The organism is Vibrio sp. D420a, assembly GCF_030248625.1.
Classification (GTDB): Bacteria; Pseudomonadota; Gammaproteobacteria; order Enterobacterales; family Vibrionaceae; genus Vibrio; species Vibrio fortis_A.
Window position 1 is genome coordinate 348,737 of sequence record NZ_JAHGAN010000023.1, and the last position, 18,681, is coordinate 367,417.

The 18,681-nt window shown below is 45.6% G+C and carries 16 protein-coding genes; 4 read left to right on the forward strand and 12 right to left on the reverse strand.

What is annotated here, in order from left to right:
- Window positions 1-50: 50 nt before the first annotated feature.
- The 4 genes from bioD to bioB are packed head-to-tail and all read right to left on the reverse strand — an operon-like array spanning window position 51 to window position 3,737.
- Window positions 51-734, reverse strand: coding sequence for a dethiobiotin synthase (gene bioD, locus KI743_RS16550; RefSeq protein ID WP_285467322.1), 684 nt, complete (start codon window positions 732-734; stop codon window positions 51-53).
- The gene (bioC, locus tag KI743_RS16555) at window positions 731-1,534 is read right to left on the reverse strand and encodes a malonyl-ACP O-methyltransferase BioC (RefSeq protein WP_285467323.1); all 804 of its coding nucleotides are present in this window, start codon (window positions 1,532-1,534) and stop codon (window positions 731-733) included. Before bioC ends, bioD begins: the two co-directional genes overlap by 4 nt.
- Complete coding sequence (bioF, locus tag KI743_RS16560) at window positions 1,535-2,698, reverse strand: 8-amino-7-oxononanoate synthase (protein WP_285467378.1); 1,164 nt, start codon at window positions 2,696-2,698, stop codon at window positions 1,535-1,537. It abuts the gene before it with no gap.
- On the reverse strand, window positions 2,685-3,737 hold the full coding sequence (bioB, locus tag KI743_RS16565) for a biotin synthase BioB (RefSeq protein WP_032552087.1): 1,053 nt from the start codon (window positions 3,735-3,737) through the stop codon (window positions 2,685-2,687). Before bioB ends, bioF begins: the two co-directional genes overlap by 14 nt.
- A gap of 161 nt (window positions 3,738-3,898) precedes the next feature.
- Between bioB and bioA the strand changes: the two genes are divergently transcribed.
- Entirely contained in the window at window positions 3,899-5,176 is a 1,278-nt protein-coding gene (gene bioA, locus KI743_RS16570) for an adenosylmethionine--8-amino-7-oxononanoate transaminase (protein WP_285467324.1), read from the forward strand.
- 107 nt (window positions 5,177-5,283) lie between these two features.
- Here bioA and KI743_RS16575 read toward each other — a convergent pair whose 3' ends face one another.
- From KI743_RS16575 to lrp, 6 genes are all read right to left on the reverse strand, one after another.
- Window positions 5,284-5,550: a DksA/TraR family C4-type zinc finger protein gene (locus tag KI743_RS16575; RefSeq protein ID WP_152469006.1), complete on the reverse strand. Its 267-nt coding sequence runs from the start codon at window positions 5,548-5,550 to the stop codon at window positions 5,284-5,286.
- A gap of 188 nt (window positions 5,551-5,738) precedes the next feature.
- On the reverse strand, window positions 5,739-7,046 hold the full coding sequence (gene serS / locus KI743_RS16580; protein WP_032552084.1) for a serine--tRNA ligase: 1,308 nt from the start codon (window positions 7,044-7,046) through the stop codon (window positions 5,739-5,741).
- A gap of 143 nt (window positions 7,047-7,189) precedes the next feature.
- Window positions 7,190-8,479, reverse strand: a complete 1,290-nt coding sequence (locus KI743_RS16585; RefSeq protein WP_285467379.1) for a replication-associated recombination protein A — start codon at window positions 8,477-8,479, stop codon at window positions 7,190-7,192.
- Window positions 8,480-8,583: 104 nt separating this feature from the next.
- The gene (gene lolA, locus KI743_RS16590) at window positions 8,584-9,180 is read right to left on the reverse strand and encodes an outer membrane lipoprotein chaperone LolA (RefSeq protein WP_150894081.1); all 597 of its coding nucleotides are present in this window, start codon (window positions 9,178-9,180) and stop codon (window positions 8,584-8,586) included.
- Window positions 9,181-9,263: 83 nt separating this feature from the next.
- A complete protein-coding gene (locus KI743_RS16595) occupies window positions 9,264-12,353 on the reverse strand; it encodes a DNA translocase FtsK 4TM domain-containing protein (RefSeq protein ID WP_285467326.1) in 3,090 nt (1,029 codons plus the stop codon).
- A 129-nt stretch (window positions 12,354-12,482) separates the two neighbouring features.
- Complete coding sequence (gene lrp / locus KI743_RS16600) at window positions 12,483-12,977, reverse strand: leucine-responsive transcriptional regulator Lrp (protein ID WP_004734558.1); 495 nt, start codon at window positions 12,975-12,977, stop codon at window positions 12,483-12,485.
- 174 nt (window positions 12,978-13,151) lie between these two features.
- Here lrp and ald point away from each other — a divergent pair, with 174 nt between their 5' ends.
- Window positions 13,152-14,276, forward strand: a complete 1,125-nt coding sequence (gene ald, locus KI743_RS16605) for an alanine dehydrogenase (RefSeq protein ID WP_032552080.1) — start codon at window positions 13,152-13,154, stop codon at window positions 14,274-14,276.
- A 108-nt stretch (window positions 14,277-14,384) separates the two neighbouring features.
- Here ald and KI743_RS16610 read toward each other — a convergent pair whose 3' ends face one another.
- Window positions 14,385-15,587, reverse strand: a complete 1,203-nt coding sequence (locus KI743_RS16610) for a methyltransferase (protein WP_285467327.1) — start codon at window positions 15,585-15,587, stop codon at window positions 14,385-14,387.
- A 112-nt stretch (window positions 15,588-15,699) separates the two neighbouring features.
- Entirely contained in the window at window positions 15,700-16,674 is a 975-nt protein-coding gene (gene cysB, locus KI743_RS16615) for an HTH-type transcriptional regulator CysB (RefSeq protein WP_032552078.1), read from the reverse strand.
- Between the two features lie 342 nt (window positions 16,675-17,016).
- Between cysB and KI743_RS16620 the strand changes: the two genes are divergently transcribed.
- Window positions 17,017-17,781 carry a DNA repair protein gene (locus KI743_RS16620; RefSeq protein WP_150868945.1) on the forward strand — a complete coding sequence of 255 codons (765 nt, stop codon included), beginning with the start codon at window positions 17,017-17,019 and terminating at the stop codon, window positions 17,779-17,781.
- Between the two features lie 128 nt (window positions 17,782-17,909).
- Window positions 17,910-18,674, forward strand: coding sequence for a tRNA-(ms[2]io[6]A)-hydroxylase (locus tag KI743_RS16625; protein ID WP_285467328.1), 765 nt, complete (start codon window positions 17,910-17,912; stop codon window positions 18,672-18,674).
- Window positions 18,675-18,681 lie beyond the last annotated feature (7 nt).

Below are 18,681 nucleotides of genomic sequence, written 5' to 3' on the forward strand. Positions count from 1 at the left end.
AGGGCTGCAATTGTGCAGCCCTTTTCAATTTTTAGTCTTCAGCGAATGACTTATAGAGCCATTAGAGGCTGAACATCAATGTATTTACCAATGTTCTTCGATTTCGCTTTTGGTACATATGGGATCTCACCCAATTTCGGAGCACCTAACTTATCTTCTAACATTGCGATGATGTCAGCGTAATGCTCAGTACCTGGGTTAATTCGGTTTGCAACCCAACCAACTAGGTTCAGGCCATCTGCACGAATGGCTTCTGCGGTTAATAGAGCATGGCTTAGACATCCCAGCTTAATACCCACAGTCAATACAACTGGAAGCTGCTCTTTCTTAACCCAATTAGACAAGCACACGTCATCAGATACCGGTACGCGCCAGCCACCAGCGCCTTCAACTAGCACAAAGTCAGAGTTCTGCTTATGTTGCTCTAGTTTTTCAGAAAGCACCGCTTCATCAATTACAACACCATCACGCTTAGCTGCGATGTGAGGAGAAGCCGGAAGCATCAATGCGTATGGATTAACATCATCGTACTCGATGTCTTGAGTTGCCGCTTCTTGAAGATGAAGAGCGTCGCTATTACGCGCGCCTTCTGGGTATTGCTCACAACCCGCAGCGACTGGTTTGTAGCCAATCGTTGAAAGTTCTTTCGCGGCAAAAGCTTGTAGGATCGCTTTTGAAACCACGGTTTTGCCCACTTCGGTATCCGTACCTGCAATAAATAATGCATCAATCATAATTGAATAACCCCTAAACAAACTTGATATGTTGCTGGTAAGAAACCTTGATGGTTTTGAAATGTTCGATACTCTTGCTCGACAAGCTGCAGCATTCTTCTACTGGTCAGACCTTGTGAGCGCCCACTTACGTGGTTGGCACCAATCCCCTTAAGGTCGCGCATTAATTCAAACGCTGAATCGTACCATACTGTGATGGAGGGCAAGTCTAGTAGATGGTGGACACAGCTAGATTGCGCTAACGCAATTTTTACCTGATTGGCGGTAATAAAGTGGTTGACGTGTTGATGTGAGTCAATTTTACTCCATGCCTTTTTCAGCTCAATCAGAGAACCATCTAGCAAGGTGGAAAAAGCAATAGAGCCACCTTGGCGCGTCACTCTCTTCATTTCTCGCAATGGCATGGAGAGATCATCACACCACTGTAGAGCCAAGCTAGAGAACACCAAATCAAAACGGTCATCCTCAAATGGTAAGGCTTCAGCATCCGCTTGCTGATAAACAGCTACGCCATCTCCACATCTCTGTTTGGCTTGTTCTAACATACCTAATGACAAATCGGCGCAGACAACCGTAGCTCCTCGCTCAATAAGTCGTTTGGAGAAATAGCCTGTCCCACACCCTAGATCTAATGCCTGGTAACCAGTTAGATCGTTAGGCAACTTATCGAGAAGGCGCTGACCTACGTCACGCTGGAACTCAGCATGTTTGTCGTAATTTTTAGCAGCTTTTCCGAAGGCATCTGCAATCGCCTTTTTATCTTGGACAGTGTAATTATCTACGACGGCTTGCTGTGACATTTACTCTACCTCACGTTGCGTTTCTAACGCACTTTTTAACGAATGAGTCAGCTGGGACACTTGCTCTGGGCTATGATTGGCCGTCAATGTAATTCTGAGACGAGCAGTCCCTACTGGCACTGTCGGTGGACGAATTGCGGTCATCCAGATACCGCTCTCTTTCATTCGGTTTGCAATGTTAATGGCATGCTCTGACTGGCCAACCATAATTGGCTTTATCGGCGTATTGGTTTCGATGTAGCCCGTTAGCCCTTTTACACCTTCATGATAAATCGCCTGTAGCTCATTCAATTTATCTCTGCGCCATTGCTGGGTCTGTATCATTTGACACGCGGTACTTAACGCGAAAGCTTGAGCCGGTGGAATCGCCGTTGAGTAAACGTGATGCCTTGCGAACTGAGTTAAGTAGTCCCCGACCTCTTTGCTACAAAGAATCGCTGCTCCAGACAAGCCAAAAGCCTTACCAAATGTCACTACGAGTAACTCCGGTTTTACTCCTGCAGCCACACAGCTCCCTGCTCCGTATTCGCCCAATATGCCAATACCATGAGCATCATCGACGGCTAACCAAGCATCGCCCTGCTCAGTCACTCTAGCGACTTCATTCAATGGCGCTTGGTCACCATCCATACTAAAGACACCTTCAGTGACCACTAATGCATTTTCTGAAACAGAAAGCTGCGAAGCCAAATGAGCAACATCATTGTGCTTGAAGCGCTTCATTTTCGCAGGAGACAACGCCCCCGCTTCCATAAGCGAAGCGTGATTTAAGCGGTCTTGAATGAGAGTGTCATTTTTGTCGAGAAGGGAGAACAACAACGCTTGATTTGCGCTGAAGCCTGAGCTGAACAGAATTGCACGCTCATAGCCTAACCATTCGCATAGCTGGGACTCTAGATTTTGGTGTGCAGCGCTAAAGCCTGTCACCAATGGTGAAGCACCACTACCAGCCCCATATTGACTTAACCCATCTTGCCAAGCAGAAACCAGCTCCGGATCATTCGCTAAGCCTAAATAATCGTTGCTAGAAAAATTGCTGTAAATCTTAGAGTCGAACTCAATTTCAGAACGACTTACCGATTTAAGAACGTTTAGCTGGCGGTTAAGCCCTTGCTGAACACGGTCAGTAAGGGCTTTTTGAATACGAGAGTTAAACGCTGGCATCGTAGAACATGTCATCTTTCGTCGGACGAGCCGCAACGCGCTCAACCACTTGATCTAACAGTTCGTTTTCTTGGATTTCGTCTGGCTTTTGAGCCACTTCTTGGCTATTGATACCCAGCTTTTTGAATAGCTGCATATCTGTATCTTCGTCTGGGTTTGGTGTTGTCAGCAGTTTGCAACCGTAGAAGATAGAGTTCGCACCCGCCATAAAGCACATCGCTTGCATCTGTTCATTCATGTTTTCACGACCTGCAGACAGGCGAACCGCCGATTTCGGCATCATGATACGAGCAATTGCGATAAGCTTGATGAAGTCGAAAGATTCAACGTCATCAACGTTTTCCATCGGTGTACCTTTCACTTTTACTAGCATGTTGATTGGCACACTCTCAGGGTGAACAGGGAGGTTAGCAAGCTCAACAAGTAAGCCAGCACGGTCATTGGTGCTCTCACCCATACCAATGATACCGCCAGAGCAGATCTTCATACCTGCATCACGAACGTGAGATAAGGTATCTAGACGGTCTTGGTAAGTACGAGTCGTAATGATGCTGCCGTAGAACTCAGGAGAGGTATCCAGGTTGTGGTTGTAGTAATCCAAACCTGCATCAGCCAATTCACCCGCCTGCTCCGGCGTCAACATGCCCAGCGTCATACAAGTCTCTAGACCCATGCCTTTCACGCCTTTGATCATCTCTGTTAGATGAGGCATATCACGCTCTTTCGGGTTCTTCCATGCAGCACCCATACAGAAACGCGTAGAGCCTGCGTTTTTTGCTTTTTGAGCTGCGTCGAGCACGCGTTCAACTTCCATCAAACGCTCTTTATCAACATCAGTGCGGTAGTGAGCACTTTGTGGACAGTATTTACAATCTTCTGGACAAGCACCGGTTTTAATAGAAAGAAGTGTACTCACCTGCACGTGGTTGTGCAGTTGGTACTGTCTATGAACGAGTTGAGCTTCAAACATCAAATCCATAAACGGTTTTTCAAGCAGAGCCTTTACTTCAGCTACTGTCCAGTTATGACGAACTTCCACGTGTCGATCCTTTTCTTTTATCTTATTTTGCGCAAATCCACTTTGAGGTTTTGCATTTATGCTTGGCTAGTCTACCGACAAGCTTTAGACTGTCAACACATTGATAAAAACAAAAGTTTACAACCGGTTAATTTTCAACCAAATCAAACATGGAAATCGCTATGGATCTCGCCTTTGATCGCCAGCACATCTGGCATCCCTACACTTCGACCCTCACACCTCTGACCTGCTATCCGGTTGTTGGAGCCAAAGGGGTTTTACTAGAAATGGAAGATGGGAAGCGAGTAATTGATGGTATGTCTTCTTGGTGGTCCACCATCCATGGATACAACCACCCGGTGCTAAATGAAGCTGCGCACAGTCAAATTGATAAGGTTTCACATGTTATGTTCGGTGGTATTACTCACCAGCCTGCAATCGACCTATGTAAGAAGCTGCTGAAGCTCGCACCTAATAATTTGGAACATGTATTTTTGGCTGACTCGGGCTCAGTCGCTGTTGAGGTGAGTTTAAAGATGGCCTTGCAGTACTGGCATGCAAAAGGGCAACCGCGCTCCAAGTTTTTAACGCTAAGAGATGGCTATCATGGCGATACCTTCGCTGCGATGTCAGTGACAGACCCAGAGAACTCAATGCATAGTCTGTACAAAGGATTCCTGCCGGAACATATCTTTGCAGCTTCTCCAAAAACTGGTTTCTGGGATAAATGGAACCCGGGCGACATCAACAGCTTCAGAGAAAAACTCAGCATCCATCATCAAGAAATTGCAGCAGTGATCTTAGAGCCCATCGTACAGGGTGCCGGCGGAATGCGTATCTATCATCCAGAGTATCTAAAACAGGTGAGAGCACTGTGTGATGAATTTAATGTGCTGTTAATTCTTGACGAAATTGCCACAGGCTTTGGCCGCACGGGTAAGCTGTTTGCCTGTGAGCACGCAGATATTCAACCGGACATTCTATGTGTCGGTAAAGCATTGACTGGGGGGTATATGACCCTTTCGGCGACGCTAGCAAGCAAAGATGTTGCTGATACTGTGTGTGGCGGTGAAGCCGGATGTTTTATGCACGGTCCTACCTTCATGGGCAACCCACTCGCATGTGCCGTTGGTGCAGCAAGTCTTGGATTAATCGAACAAGGTGATTGGCAGTTACAGACAAAACAAATCGAATCGCTTTTCTCAGACCTGCTTCCAAAGCTCAAACAACATGAGTTGGTCAAAGACGTTCGTTGGTTGGGCGCGATTGGTGTAGTGGAAACTCACACGCCCGTTGATATGGAAGCAATACAAGCTCACTTTGTTGAACAAGGGGTATGGATCCGACCTTTCGGAAAGCTGATTTATATGATGCCTCCATTTATCAGTGAATCGCATCATATCGAGAAATTGGTCTCCGCCATAGATAGTGCACTTCAACGACCAGAGTGTTTTCAATAAGCGAGCAATGCACTCATGCATTAAAGTATGAACGGTTGTCCGTCAAAACAACCGTTCATATCAACTGCTAACTCGTTTCTGTTAGCTCATTGTTTTTTCGAAACAATTCATCGCAACTGGCTATCTTTACTCGCTCGGCGATTAAACAAGGCGTGTTGGTGAGAGGTATGCTCCAACATTGACTGACACTCAATACACAAGCGTATCCCCTGCATCGCCAATCGTCTTTTCTCTGGGATCTCGTCACCACACTCATCGCAATAATGAGCACTTTCTCCAGTCTTGATGTTACCTCTCACACGAGAGATCTCATCGGAAATGGTATCTTGAATTTGCTGGCTAACACTGTCGTCGCCAGCCCATCCTACAGCCATATGCCCTCCTCAATATCGTTATGAGAAAATCAATTCCTACCGCGGTAGGCGACCATTATACGAGCAACATCTAATGGATATAATCTAGTGTATGAGCAAATAACTATTACCTCTTTGTAACAATAGCCAAATTCAGGCAATAAAAAACCCAGCGCAGTGGCTGGGTTTCAATATCAAAGGTTAACTCATTAACCGATGTGCGTTACGCCGCCCATGTACTTCTGAAGTACTGTTGGGATTGCGATACGGCCATCTGCTTCTTGGTTGTTCTCTAGAATCGCTACCATGGTGCGACCTACAGCAAGACCAGAACCGTTTAGTGTGTGTACAAGCTCAGGTTTCTTCTCACCTTTACGACGGAAACGCGCTTGCATACGACGAGCTTGGAAGTCCCACATGTTTGAACAAGATGAGATTTCACGGTAAGTCTCTTGAGCTGGAACCCAAACTTCTAAGTCGTAAGTTTTCGCAGCGCCGAAGCCCATGTCACCTGTACATAGAACCACTTTACGGTAAGGAAGCTCTAGAAGTTGTAGAACTTTCTCAGCGTGACCCGTTAGTTCTTCTAGTGCAGCCATTGAATCTTCAGGCTTAGTGATCTGTACAAGTTCAACTTTGTCGAACTGGTGCATACGAATAAGACCACGAGTATCACGACCGTAAGAACCTGCTTCAGAACGGAAACAAGGCGTGTGAGCTGTCATCTTAAGTGGCAGTTCCGCTTCTTCCGTAATGGTATCGCGCACTAAGTTCGTTACTGGAACTTCTGCAGTAGGGATAAGCGATAGTTTCTTAAGAGGAACGTCACTTACTTGCTCTGTTAGTGGACTTGTATGGAACAGGTCTTCACCGAACTTAGGTAGTTGACCAGTGCCGTATAGGCTGTCGTGGTTCACTAGGTACGGTACGTACATCTCTGTGTAACCGTGCTCATCAGTGTGAAGATCTAGCATGAACTGAGCAATTGCACGGTGTAGACGCGCGAATTTACCCTTCATTACGATGAAGCGAGAGCCAGAAATCTTAACCGCGCTTGCGAAATCAAGACCACCAGAAAGCTCACCAAGATCAACGTGATCTTTTACTTCAAAGTCGTAAGTCTTTGGCTCGCCCCAACGAGAGATCTCTACGTTGTCGTCTTCGTCTTTACCTGCTGGTACTGACTCGTCTGGCAGGTTAGGGATTGCCATTGTGATCGCTTCAAGCTCACCTTGAAGATCTGCTAGTGCAACTTTAGCTGCGTCTAGTTCAGAACCTAGGTTACCTACTTCTGCAAGGATGCGCTCAGCTTCTTCGTGATCGCCTTTCGCTTTTGCTTGGCCAATGGACTTCGAGCGAGAGTTACGTAACGCTTGCAGTTCTTCAGTTTTCATTTGAAGGGACTTACGTTTTTCTTCAAGTTCACGAATTGTCTCTACATCAAGGTCAAAGCCTCGACGTGCTAATTTTGCCGCTGTTTCATCCAGCTCAGCTCGAAGTAATTTAGAATCCAGCATTGCTAATCCTATGCTTTAGTTATTTGAATATTCAGTAGCTTGACCACTGAAACACCACTAAACCGCCAAAATTGATGATTATTTCACCATTTTTTAACGATTTAATCTGAATTTTATGACTAGGTTAAGATATCCAAAAAAGGCTAGTTTTCATAGCGTTTTTGTGGGCTTTTTGCGTCCAAATCCGCCAGATAATCTAGCTTCTCGCCAATCTTGGTCTCTAAGCCTCGTTTTGTTGGGAAATAGTACTGACGCTCACCCATTTCTGGTGGCAGATACTTTTCCCCTGCCGCGTAAGCCCCAGGTTCGTCATGAGCATAACGGTATTCTTGCCCATAGCCCATGTCCTTCATCAAACTTGTTGGCGCATTTCTTAAATGATGAGGCACTTCGTACTCAGGTAAGTTATGTGCATCGGTAAGCGCCTGCTTCCAAGCAGTGTAAACAGCATTACTCTTTGGTGCACAGGCCAAGTAGACAACCGCTTGTGCAATTGCGCGTTCACCTTCTGCAGGGCCAACACGAGTAAAGCAATCCCATGCGGAAATCGCAACTTGCATAGCTCTTGGGTCTGCGTTACCGATATCTTCTGATGCAATCGCCAACAGACGTCTCACGATATACAAGGGATCACAGCCAGCAGCAATCATACGTGCCGACCAATACAACGCAGCATCTGGGTTTGAACCACGAATGGACTTATGTACTGCTGAAATCAAGTCGTACCAAATATCGCCTTTGTTATCAAAACGAGCCACTTTCTCACCAGCGACTTCTGCTAGCAATTGAAGCGTAATTGACTTGCGGCCCTGCTCGTCATCCTCAGCCATATCGTAAAGTAGCTCAAGATAGTTCAGTGACATGCGAGCATCGCCATTCACTAACTCAGCTAAACGATCTAATACATTGTCTGCAAAGTGGGCACTCACATCACCTAGGCCACGCTTTTTATCTTCAATGGCTTGGCGGATCACTAGAGAGATATCATCAGTGTTGAGAGAAGTCAGTTTGTAGACACGCGCTCTCGAGAGCAAAGCGTTATTGAGTTCGAAAGACGGGTTTTCGGTTGTCGCTCCAATAAAGGTAACGGTGCCATCTTCGATATGTGGTAAAAACGCATCTTGTTGGCTTTTGTTGAACCTGTGCACCTCATCCACAAACAAAATAGTTCGACGGCCCGCTTGCTTGTTCTCACGAGCTTTATCAATCGCTACGCGAATGTCTTTCACACCCGAAGTAACCGCTGACACGCGCTCGACTTCAGCATTAGCATAATTCGCAGCCACCTCAGCTAAAGTCGTCTTTCCGGTACCCGGTGGCCCCCATAAGATCATGGAGTGAATATGCCCAGCTTCGAGCGCTCGACGCAGTGGTTTACCCGGTCCCAAAATATGCTGTTGACCGATGTATTGCTCAACCGTTTCTGGTCTCATACGAGCAGCAAGGGGACGAAAATCTTCGTCCCCCGAAAAGTCTAAACTGTAGTTACTCAATGGCTATCTCTTGATTCGCTATTAAATTGGACAACACTAAAGAATCAGTTTCTTTGGTCGTCAACTTCGACACCCTCTGGGGCGACGAAAGTAAAACGATCGCTGCTTGGCTTGCCCAGTTCAACATTACTGAATGTGAACTCACCTTTTTGACCGTCCTGCTCAATGACATTAAAGCCTTGAACGATGCCTTTGTCGTTGATCTGAATTTGGAAATCTCCTTGATTCGAATCAACAGCCGTTGGCTTGAGTGTAAATTGGTTACCCGATTGGGTTACATCGTAGTTATCCCAATCACTCTGTTGGTTGCGAGTAAGCAATACAAATGGAGTTTGCGCCGTTGCTTGTTCTTGCCAGTAGATACTGACTTGCTCAATGAATGGGCTGTAGTACCAGAGACTTTGACCATCAGAGACCAATAGATTTTCATCTGGGAACGTTGTTTCCCAGCGGAATAAGCTTGGACGTGCAATTTCTACTGTACCCTCTCCTTCCATGACAACATCGCCATCAGGGCTTGTGACAACCTGTTTGAAATCAGCACTAAAACCTGCGTTTAGCGCCAGTCGGTTGCTCAGTTCTTCCTTCGGTGAAGCGAAAACGGAAAAACTCATAAATAGAAGTGCGAGTGCTTTTTTCATTAATTATCCTGTTACAAGGTAAATCGGTCATAAAGCTATGACCGATTATTAAGAGTTGAGTTCCTATCTACGCAATTAAGCGATTACTCTTTCGGCGGTGCTGGCGCTAATACCTCACGGTTACCATTGTGCCCCGGTGGGCTCACAATACCTTGAGCTTCTAACTGCTCCACAATACGAGCTGCACGGTTATAACCGATCTTAAATCGACGCTGAACACCCGACACGGAACCGCGACGTGACTGAACTACATGCTCAACAACCTGATCAAACAATGGATCCACGTCTTCATCGCCTTCCATCTTCTCTCCCGGAAGCAGAGTTTCTGGAGTCTGTTCACCGTTGGTGATTTCATCGATGTAGTTCGGCTTACCACGTGCTTTCCAATCGTTAACGACAGCATGTACATCATCATCTGATGCGAATGCACCGTGAACACGAATGGTATGACTTGAACCCGGTGGTAGATACAGCATGTCACCCATACCGAGTAGTGATTCAGCACCACCTTGATCCAAGATAGTACGAGAGTCAGTTTTCGTCGATACAGTAAACGCCACACGAGTCGGAATGTTTGCTTTGATCAAACCAGTGATAACATCAACCGATGGGCGCTGCGTAGCAAGAATCAAGTGAATACCTGCTGCACGTGCTTTCTGAGCTAAACGAGCAATGAGTTCTTCAACTTTCTTACCCACCACCATCATTAAGTCGGCAAATTCGTCGACAACCACAACGATATAAGGCAGTTTTTCAAGCAATGGCGGCTCAGGATCCATACTGTCGCCTGCTTGCCATAATGGATCATGAATTGGATGTCCCGCTTCCGCCGCCATTTTCAGCTTATCGTTGTAACCTTTAATGTTACGTACGCCCAACGCTGACATTAGCTTATAACGTCGCTCCATTTCGCCCACACACCAGCGCAGCGCGTTAGAAGCATCTTTCATATCGGTAACCACTTCTGACAACAGATGTGGGATACCTTCATAGATAGATAGCTCAAGCATTTTCGGGTCGATCATAATGAAGCGCAGATCTTCAGGCGTTGCTTTATACAACATACTCAGAATCATTACGTTCACACCCACCGATTTACCCGAACCCGTGGTACCTGCCACCAGCACGTGAGGCATTTTTGCGATATCAGCAATAACCGCTTCACCCGCGATGTCTTGCCCCATCACGACAGTTGTTGGTGATTTAGCATCAATAAACTGCTGACTACCTACCACATCAGAGAAGAAGACTGTTTGTCGACTCATGTTGGGCAGCTCTAAACCTACGTATGGTTTACCCGGAATAACCTCTACAACACGGACTGCCATCGCAGACAATGAACGTGCTAAGTCCATAGATAGGCTTGAGATTCGACTCACTTTCACACCCGGTGCAAGATCAAGTTCAAATCGAGTAATAACTGGACCAGGGAAAATATCCACCACCTCAGCTTTAATCTTGTAGTCAGCGAGCTTTGACTCAACCAGACGAGCGATATCTTCTAGAGCATCGCGGTCAATAAAGTTGTCACGCTTCTCAGGGTGATAGAGTAGCTCTAAAGTCGGCATCGGAGACGTCGGCTTAGGCAGATTAGGCTCTTTTTGAACCAAGAACGGATTTTGCGCCGCCGCCATATTCGCCTGAGCTTCAGAAACAATATTCTGGAACGCTGCAACATCTTGGTCTGGGTGTGCTGGTTCTTCTTCCGTTACATCTTCCCAAGGCAAGTCAATCGCCTGCTCTTCAACTTTATCTACTTCAGTATCCGTTTCGTTCCAATGACTTTCGTCAATACCAGATTCTTGACGAGGTGTCTCTTCAAAAGCCGTTTCTTCAACAATCTCATTTTCAACAGCAGGTTGCTCAATGAACATAGGTTCTGGAACAACTTCTGGCTCTGGGTCCGAGGTAAACGAGACTTGTTCTACTGATTCAAGATTCTGTGCCGGATCTACACTATGCTCAGGTTCTTGTTCAACAACAGGCTCTGGCGTAACCTGAGGCTCCGCAGGCTGCTCTTGCATATATTCTTGATAAGCTGTTTGCGAATGATGAGCTTCTGCTTGCGCCTGCTCGGCTAAGTCATCCTCATCCATCGCAGCATGCTCTAGCTGCTCTATTGTTGCATTCAGCTGCTTAGAGCGCTCTACACTTTCTTCCAATGGCTCTTCCGGTGCATGATAAACTGGCTCAGGTCTTTCAACTGGCTTAGGTGCTTCTATTGGTTGCGGCTCAACGATCTCTTGCATAAACGCAGCTGATTCTGTAGGAGATGTTTTAACTGCAGCTTCAGGCGCTTTTTCAGGCATATGAATATTGAAGTGGCGCTTAGGCTCTTCTGCCACAGGCATTTCAACTTCTGGTTCAGCGGTTGCCGAGAAGTGTAGGCTAGGATCGCTCGTCAGTGGGTCATTTGCTTCTTCAATCTCTTCAGCAACACCCTCAATTGGCGGATTCGACGCCTCAAGTTGTAACTCGTCGTGCTGCTCTGTTTCTCTCAGTTCCGGCTCCATAACCTCTTGGTCGTGGCCACGCACTTTATTCACAAGCGCGGTAAATAGGCGGATTGCAGAATCACCTAACCACTCAACTATACTTAACCAAGAGATGCCCGTTAACAGAGTGAAGCCCGCTCCCCACAAAAAGAGCAGTACTAATGTAGAGCCTAAGATGTTTAACGTTGGCAACGCTAAGCTTGTTAGAACGTCACCAATCACACCACCTGATGAGAAGTACCAGATATCGTCAAAGTTGATATCTGCCAAACCACAACTAGTTAATAGAAGAATCGTGAGGCCAAGTAAGCGAGTACCCCATAACATGAAATCGATGGTTTCATCTTCGTCGCGCTTGCGGAAAAGAACCCATGCCGCCAACGTAATAAGAATAGGGAGAGGGTAAGCTAGAGAACCAAAGACAAAAAACAGGGTATCCGCTAACCAAGCACCAACATAGCCACCTGCGTTTTGAATGTCGCCACCCCAAGCCGTTTGAGACCAAGATGGATCTGCTGGATTAAAAGTCAGCAGTGCGACGGCAAGAAGAATTGAAAACAGTACGCCTAGAATCAGGCTGCACTCTTTTAAGCGTTGCGTACCCGTCAAACGAGAAGACTGAGGCTCTTCACTCGTTTTGATGATTGTTTCGACTTTGTTGCCGCTCTCTTTGAACATAAACCAGCTTTATAAATGTGTTTGATAAAAACTACTGTTGATTTAACCATATCAAACGGAAAAACCCAATTCCAGAAAGCAAGAAAGCGGAAACTAAGTTCCGCTTTCTTGCTGTTCGACCATTGATGATTAACGAGTTTTAATCACCAGCTGGTTGGTTTGTTTCACTTCTTCCATTACCACGTAAGTACGAGTGTCGTTAACACCAGGTAGACGCAATAGCGTATCACCTAGAAGTTTACGGTAAGCACCCATATCCGATACACGTGTTTTTAAAAGATAGTCAAAGTCACCCGACACTAAATGACACTCTTGGATGTCGTCTAGTTTTTGAACGGCAGTGTTAAATTGTTCAAACACATCTGGCGCACCGCGGTTCAATGTGATTTCAACAAACACCAATAGTGATGCATCTAAGTACTGAGGATTAAGCAGCGCTGTATACCCTGTAATGTACCCTTGACGCTCCAAACGACGAACACGTTCAAGACACGGAGTCGGAGAAAGACCCACACGTTTTGAGAGTTCAACGTTCGAAATACGACCGTCTTTTTGCAACTCATTAAGAATGTTGCGGTCGATACGGTCTAGTTCCTTGGACGGCTTCTTATAGTTGTCTGCCATTTTTTATTCCACCTTATTACTTCCTTGCAAAAAAATATACTACAACTTTTTAATATTCAGTATCAAATTTTATCTCAACATATCTATACTAGATATTAATTCGACAGAATTACCCTACACACAGTTAATACAACTACTATAGATTATACAACCAAAATAAAATGAGGATTCAGGATGATTATTGGCGTACCTAAGGAAATCAAAAACCACGAGTACCGTGTTGGTATGATCCCAGCTAGCGTGAGAGAACTAATCTCACATGGTCACCAAGTTTTTGTTGAAACCAATGCCGGCAACGGTATCGGCTTTTCAGACGATGATTACATCGCTGTAGGCGCATCCATTCTTCCTACTGCTGCTGACGTATTCGCGAAAGCAGATATGATTGTAAAGGTTAAAGAACCTCAAGCTGTCGAGCGAGCTATGCTTCGTGAAGGGCAAATATTATTTACTTATTTACACCTTGCACCAGATTTTCCACAAACTGAAGAGCTTATCAAGAGCAAAGCTGTCTGCGTAGCCTATGAGACTGTAACAGATAATATGGGTCGCTTGCCACTATTAGCGCCAATGTCTGAAGTTGCAGGTCGCATGTCTATTCAAGCGGGTGCACAAACTCTTGAGAAATCTCACGGCGGTCGTGGTCTTCTACTTGGCGGCGTTCCAGGTGTTGAGCCAGCAAAAGTTGTTGTTGTCGGCGGCGGCGTAGTAGGTGCTAACGCAGCTCGTATGGCTGTTGGCCTACGTGCAGACGTAACTATCCTAGACCGTAACGTTGATACACTTCGTCGCCTAGATGAAGAGTTCCAAGGCCGCGCTAAAGTGGTTTACTCGACTGAAGACGCTATCGAGAAGCACGTTCTTGAGGCTGACCTAGTTATCGGCGCTGTACTAATCCCAGGCGCAGCTGCTCCTAAACTAGTGACTAAAGAGCACATCGCTAAGATGAAGCCAGGCGCAGCAGTAGTTGACGTTGCAATCGACCAAGGCGGTTGTTTCGAGACTTCTCACGCAACAACACACGCAGAACCAACTTACATCGTTGACGACGTAGTTCACTACTGTGTTGCTAACATGCCAGGTGCCGTTGCTCGCACTTCAACATTCGCACTAAACAATGCAACACTTCCTTACATTGTTAAACTAGCGAACAAAGGCTACCGTGAAGCACTTCTAGAAGACAAAGGTTTCCTAGAAGGTCTAAACGTTATCCACGGTAAAGTAACTTGCAAAGAAGTTGCAGAGAGCTTTGACCTAGAATACGTAGATCCAGCTGAAGCTATCGCAATGTTCAACTAAGAAGATTGCTAGACAGTTTTGACTGACTAGAAATGTAAAAGCCAGCTTGATTCTTTTCAAGCTGGCTTTTTTATATCTTATAGCTGGCAACACTAGTTGGCGTCTACTTTAGCTATCCGACTTCCAGCCTCGAATCAGAATATTACGTGGCGTGATGTGTCTTTCGCAAAACTGCTCAATCGACGTTTGGTAGCCCTGCTCCTCTAGGTAGAGCGCCCTATCCAAAGTTAGCCATATCTCTAATGGTCTTCTAAACACTTGCTGTACCAAACTCAGTCGCTCCATATCCCAGAAAAGCTGCTCACCTAACCTTTCATATAACTCGAAATCTAGCTCGCTAGGTAAAACGATCTCTTTCTGATTCACTGCCCACCAGCAAAATGCTTCAAACCCCTGAGACAATTCTGACTTTTTGATGCTCGGAACTGGTAAATACTCTACAACTCCAAGCTCACGCTTAATCAGTTGACCAAAGCCCAATCGAAAGCTCATCTCCAATTGACGATGCCTCTTAACACGCTCTCCTCCAGTGACAGTTTCCTGCAATGGAATTCGCAGGTCAGATTTCGAAAGAGAAAGTTGTGCAGACTGCGCCAATTTTGACATGGCTTGATAGCGTTCGGACTGAATCAAGTGGTAACAACATGGTGAGACCGTAACCGCAGGAAGCGAGTGGCTCACCGCCTTATTAAGCAAGGTGACGTGCAAATCACCACAAGCGTGAAGTGCGACCGCATGTTGATTGTGGTTAAACACCTTATCGGAGTCCTCAGAAAAAGCGTCCCCTTGCACGAATTGCATCGGCAGCTTCTGCGCATCAGCAATCGCTTGACCACTGTCACACAGCGATTGCTGCCATTCAAAGCTGGTCACTTGTTGCTGTGATTGCTGCGATAAGATTCTTCCAAGAAACCCTTTACCAGAGCACCATTCAAGCCACTCGGTTCCTTTATGATGGTCCAATACTGCTTCACTCATCGACATGATCTGATCGAGTTTACGCCCAGGGATTCCAGTGTCCGTCCCTTTAGGGAGATCTAGCCCTTTTCTCTCCAATGTCGATAGCTCAACAGCTTCAACAACTTGAGATAATTTTGGGAAAAATGCGTTCAACTCTTCTATTAAAGATGCTGGCTGCTCTTTGAAAGCCAAGACCTGGTCATTACTAAGCGATTGTAACCAAGTAAACAGAGGTTCATTGTGGCTACGCCAAGGAAGCTCATCTTGCTGGCAGAGATGGAACGGCTCAGAACGCCAATAAACCTGGTGTTGATGAAGAAAGGAATCAAGAATTTGGAATTTGGATTGCATGCGGCCCCCTATAATGGAGGGATTGTAGGTGGAAGCCATGCAAATAGAAAGTACTGGTGGACATCTGAAGTAATCAGGCCCACTCAAAAAGCAGGCCTGAATGTCATAGTATCTATCTTACCGGAAGTTCGATGTCTTTAAACATCTCTTCAATTTCTTCATTTGATTTCAACGAAATCGCTTGTTCAACGACAGGGCGCGTTAAGTGTGGTGCAAAACGCTCCATAAAATCGAACATGTACGAACGTAAGAAGGTACCACGACGGAAGCCGATACTGGTCGTGCTCGCACCAAATAGGTGGCTCGCATCAATCGCCACTAGGTCTGTATCTTGCTCCGCATCAATCGCCATACTCGCAATAACACCCACACCAATCCCCATACGCACGTAAGTTTTAATTACATCGGCATCGGTTGCAGTAAACACAACACGTGGTGTTAATCCGACTTTGTTAAACGCAGTGTCGAGTTCTGAACGACCAGTAAAACCGAATACATAGGTCACTAGCGAGTATGCGGCTAAGTCTTCGATGGTTACGTTCTGTTTTTGCGCCAACGGATGGTCTTTCGTCACTACTATTGAACGATTCCAGTGATAACACGGCAACATGATCGCGTCTTGATAGAGATGAAGAGCTTCTGTTGCAATTGCAAAGTTCGCAGTACCCTTCGCCACAGCTTCAGACATCTGGCTTGGCGTGCCTTGGTGCATGTGAAGTGATACTTTTGGATAACGAGCGGTGAAGCCTTTAATCACGTCAGGCAACGCATAGCGAGCTTGAGTATGAGTAGTTGAAATGTTCAAAGTACCCATTTCTGGGTGAGTATGTTCGCCAGCTACCGCTTTGATACTCTCAACGCGAGCAAGAATTTCCTGCGAGATTCGAACAATGTCTTCACCCGCTTGCGTCACTTGAGTCAAGTGCTTGCCACTACGCTCGAAGATCTGAATGCCTAATTCGTCTTCAAGCAAACGAACTTGCTTACTGATGCCCGGCTGAGACGTATAAAGACTCTCAGCTGTCGCAGAGACATTCAGGTTATGGTTGACTACTTCAACAATGTACTTCAGCTGTTGTAACTTCATCGGTGACCTCGTAATCCTTTACTCATTTCAGTGCTAACTTATTAAGAAAGTAAGCGAGTTAAACTTAGTGAATATAATAAATAGTTATAACGCCTTACTGGCAAAAATGATAGGAAAATTGAGTTTTTATAGAGCCTGATATGAAACCGTCGCCACTCCTTTGTAATCAATCCCTCATTATCAGTAAATAGTTTTCACTTTTTGATTACGTAGCAACATGAACAAGAGATAATAGCAAATCAAAATTTACAAGGCAGATAAGCGATTTACGGGTGTAGATACTCTATGGAATCGTGTATCCTCTGAAGTTAGCGATAGAACACAACAAGCAGACGCAATTATATGAATATTGGTTTAATTATTGCCTTAGTAGCCATTCTTTTGGTGTTGGTATTGGGCTACAACATCATGCTTCAGTACAAAGTTAAGGTGGAAACAGCGAAGAAACAGGAATCTTCTCGTTATTTGACCATTATCGATGGAACGGAAGAGCTGATTGGTAACGCGCATCACATGCCGTTTAGCCAAGACCTGCTGGTGTGCTTAAACACACGTATCCTCGATTCGCTTGAAAACATGTATGAGTTGGATCCCAAAAACAAACAACTTGCCCAACGCATTGAGAGTGTGAAACAACAGATCACTCAGCTAAAAGAGAACTATCAAGGTGGTGAAAGCACTGCTTTCCGCGTCCCTAGTAGTGACAAGCAAGCCATTATGATGTTGAAGTTGGTTAAACGCCTACGTGATACCATTCGCAGTGAACACAATAAGGGTCGTTTTGAAACTCAAGCTTACGTTGCAGAGAATGCTCGCCTAGAGACTATCCAGATTCGAATCAACATTGAGAACGTAATTAAACGTGCTAACGACTCAATTGCTCGCGGCCAACCCGGTACAGCTATTCAACTGCTTCGTAAGGGTATTGACGCACTGACCACGAAAAATGACCCATATTCGAACCAGGCTCGTGAGAAGTTACAAGAGATGCTGAACGAACTTGATCAAAAGCGCCAAGATCGCAACGCACAAGAGCTTCAACAAATGGAGTCCAAAGAACGCGAAGACGATATGGATGCGCTATTTGGTCAGAAGAAGAAGTGGTAATCCCTCTCATCTAATACAACTCCCTAAGGCTGCCTCACTGGCGGCCTTTTTTACACCAAGAAAGCCCCTCCTAACCTTAATGTTCCTGTGGTAATATCTCGTTTTTCCAAAACTACTCAAGCTCTAGCATGTATCAAGAACTATTAGCTCCTATTCACTCCTTCCTTAAAGCCGAGACGCCAGACTCTTGGATCGACGAAGCCAAAAAGCCAGAAAACCTGCATATTATTTTGCGCGATCACATGTTGTGTGAGCTAAAAGCTGCTCAGAGTGCCCTATTTCTGATTCGCAAATATGCGGTTGATAAAGAAAGTGCAATTCAGCTAAATGAGTGGATTAAGCCATACGAAGAGTTCGCCTACCGTCGCAAGGGAGATTTGGAATCGCTGCGTGGTAAGAGCAACGCATCAAAGCAGATCACAGCCAAAGAAGGTTGTGCTTATGGCGACGATCTCATCGACAAAATGGTACTGCTGATCAAAGAAGAACTGCACCACTTTTACCAAGTGATGGAGCTAATGGAAAAGAAAGGTGTCACATATCAACCTATCGAAGCGGGTCGCTATGCCAAAGGGCTAATCAAACATGTGAAGACGTATGAGCCAGACACCTTAGTGGACAAATTGATTATCGGTGCGTTTATTGAAGCGCGCTCGTGTGAGCGATTTGCCAAGCTCGCACCTTTCTTAGAAGAAGATATGGAAAAATTCTATGTTTCTCTTCTTCGTTCAGAGGCTCGTCACTACCAAGATTATCTAGATCTTGCCGAACAAATTGCAGGTAAAGATATTTCCGAGCGTGTCGCTCACTTCGCACGTGTAGAAGCGGAGCTCATTACATCAGAAGACTGCGACTTTAAATTCCATAGTGGCGCTCCAGTTATCGCTGCTTAGTGACGTT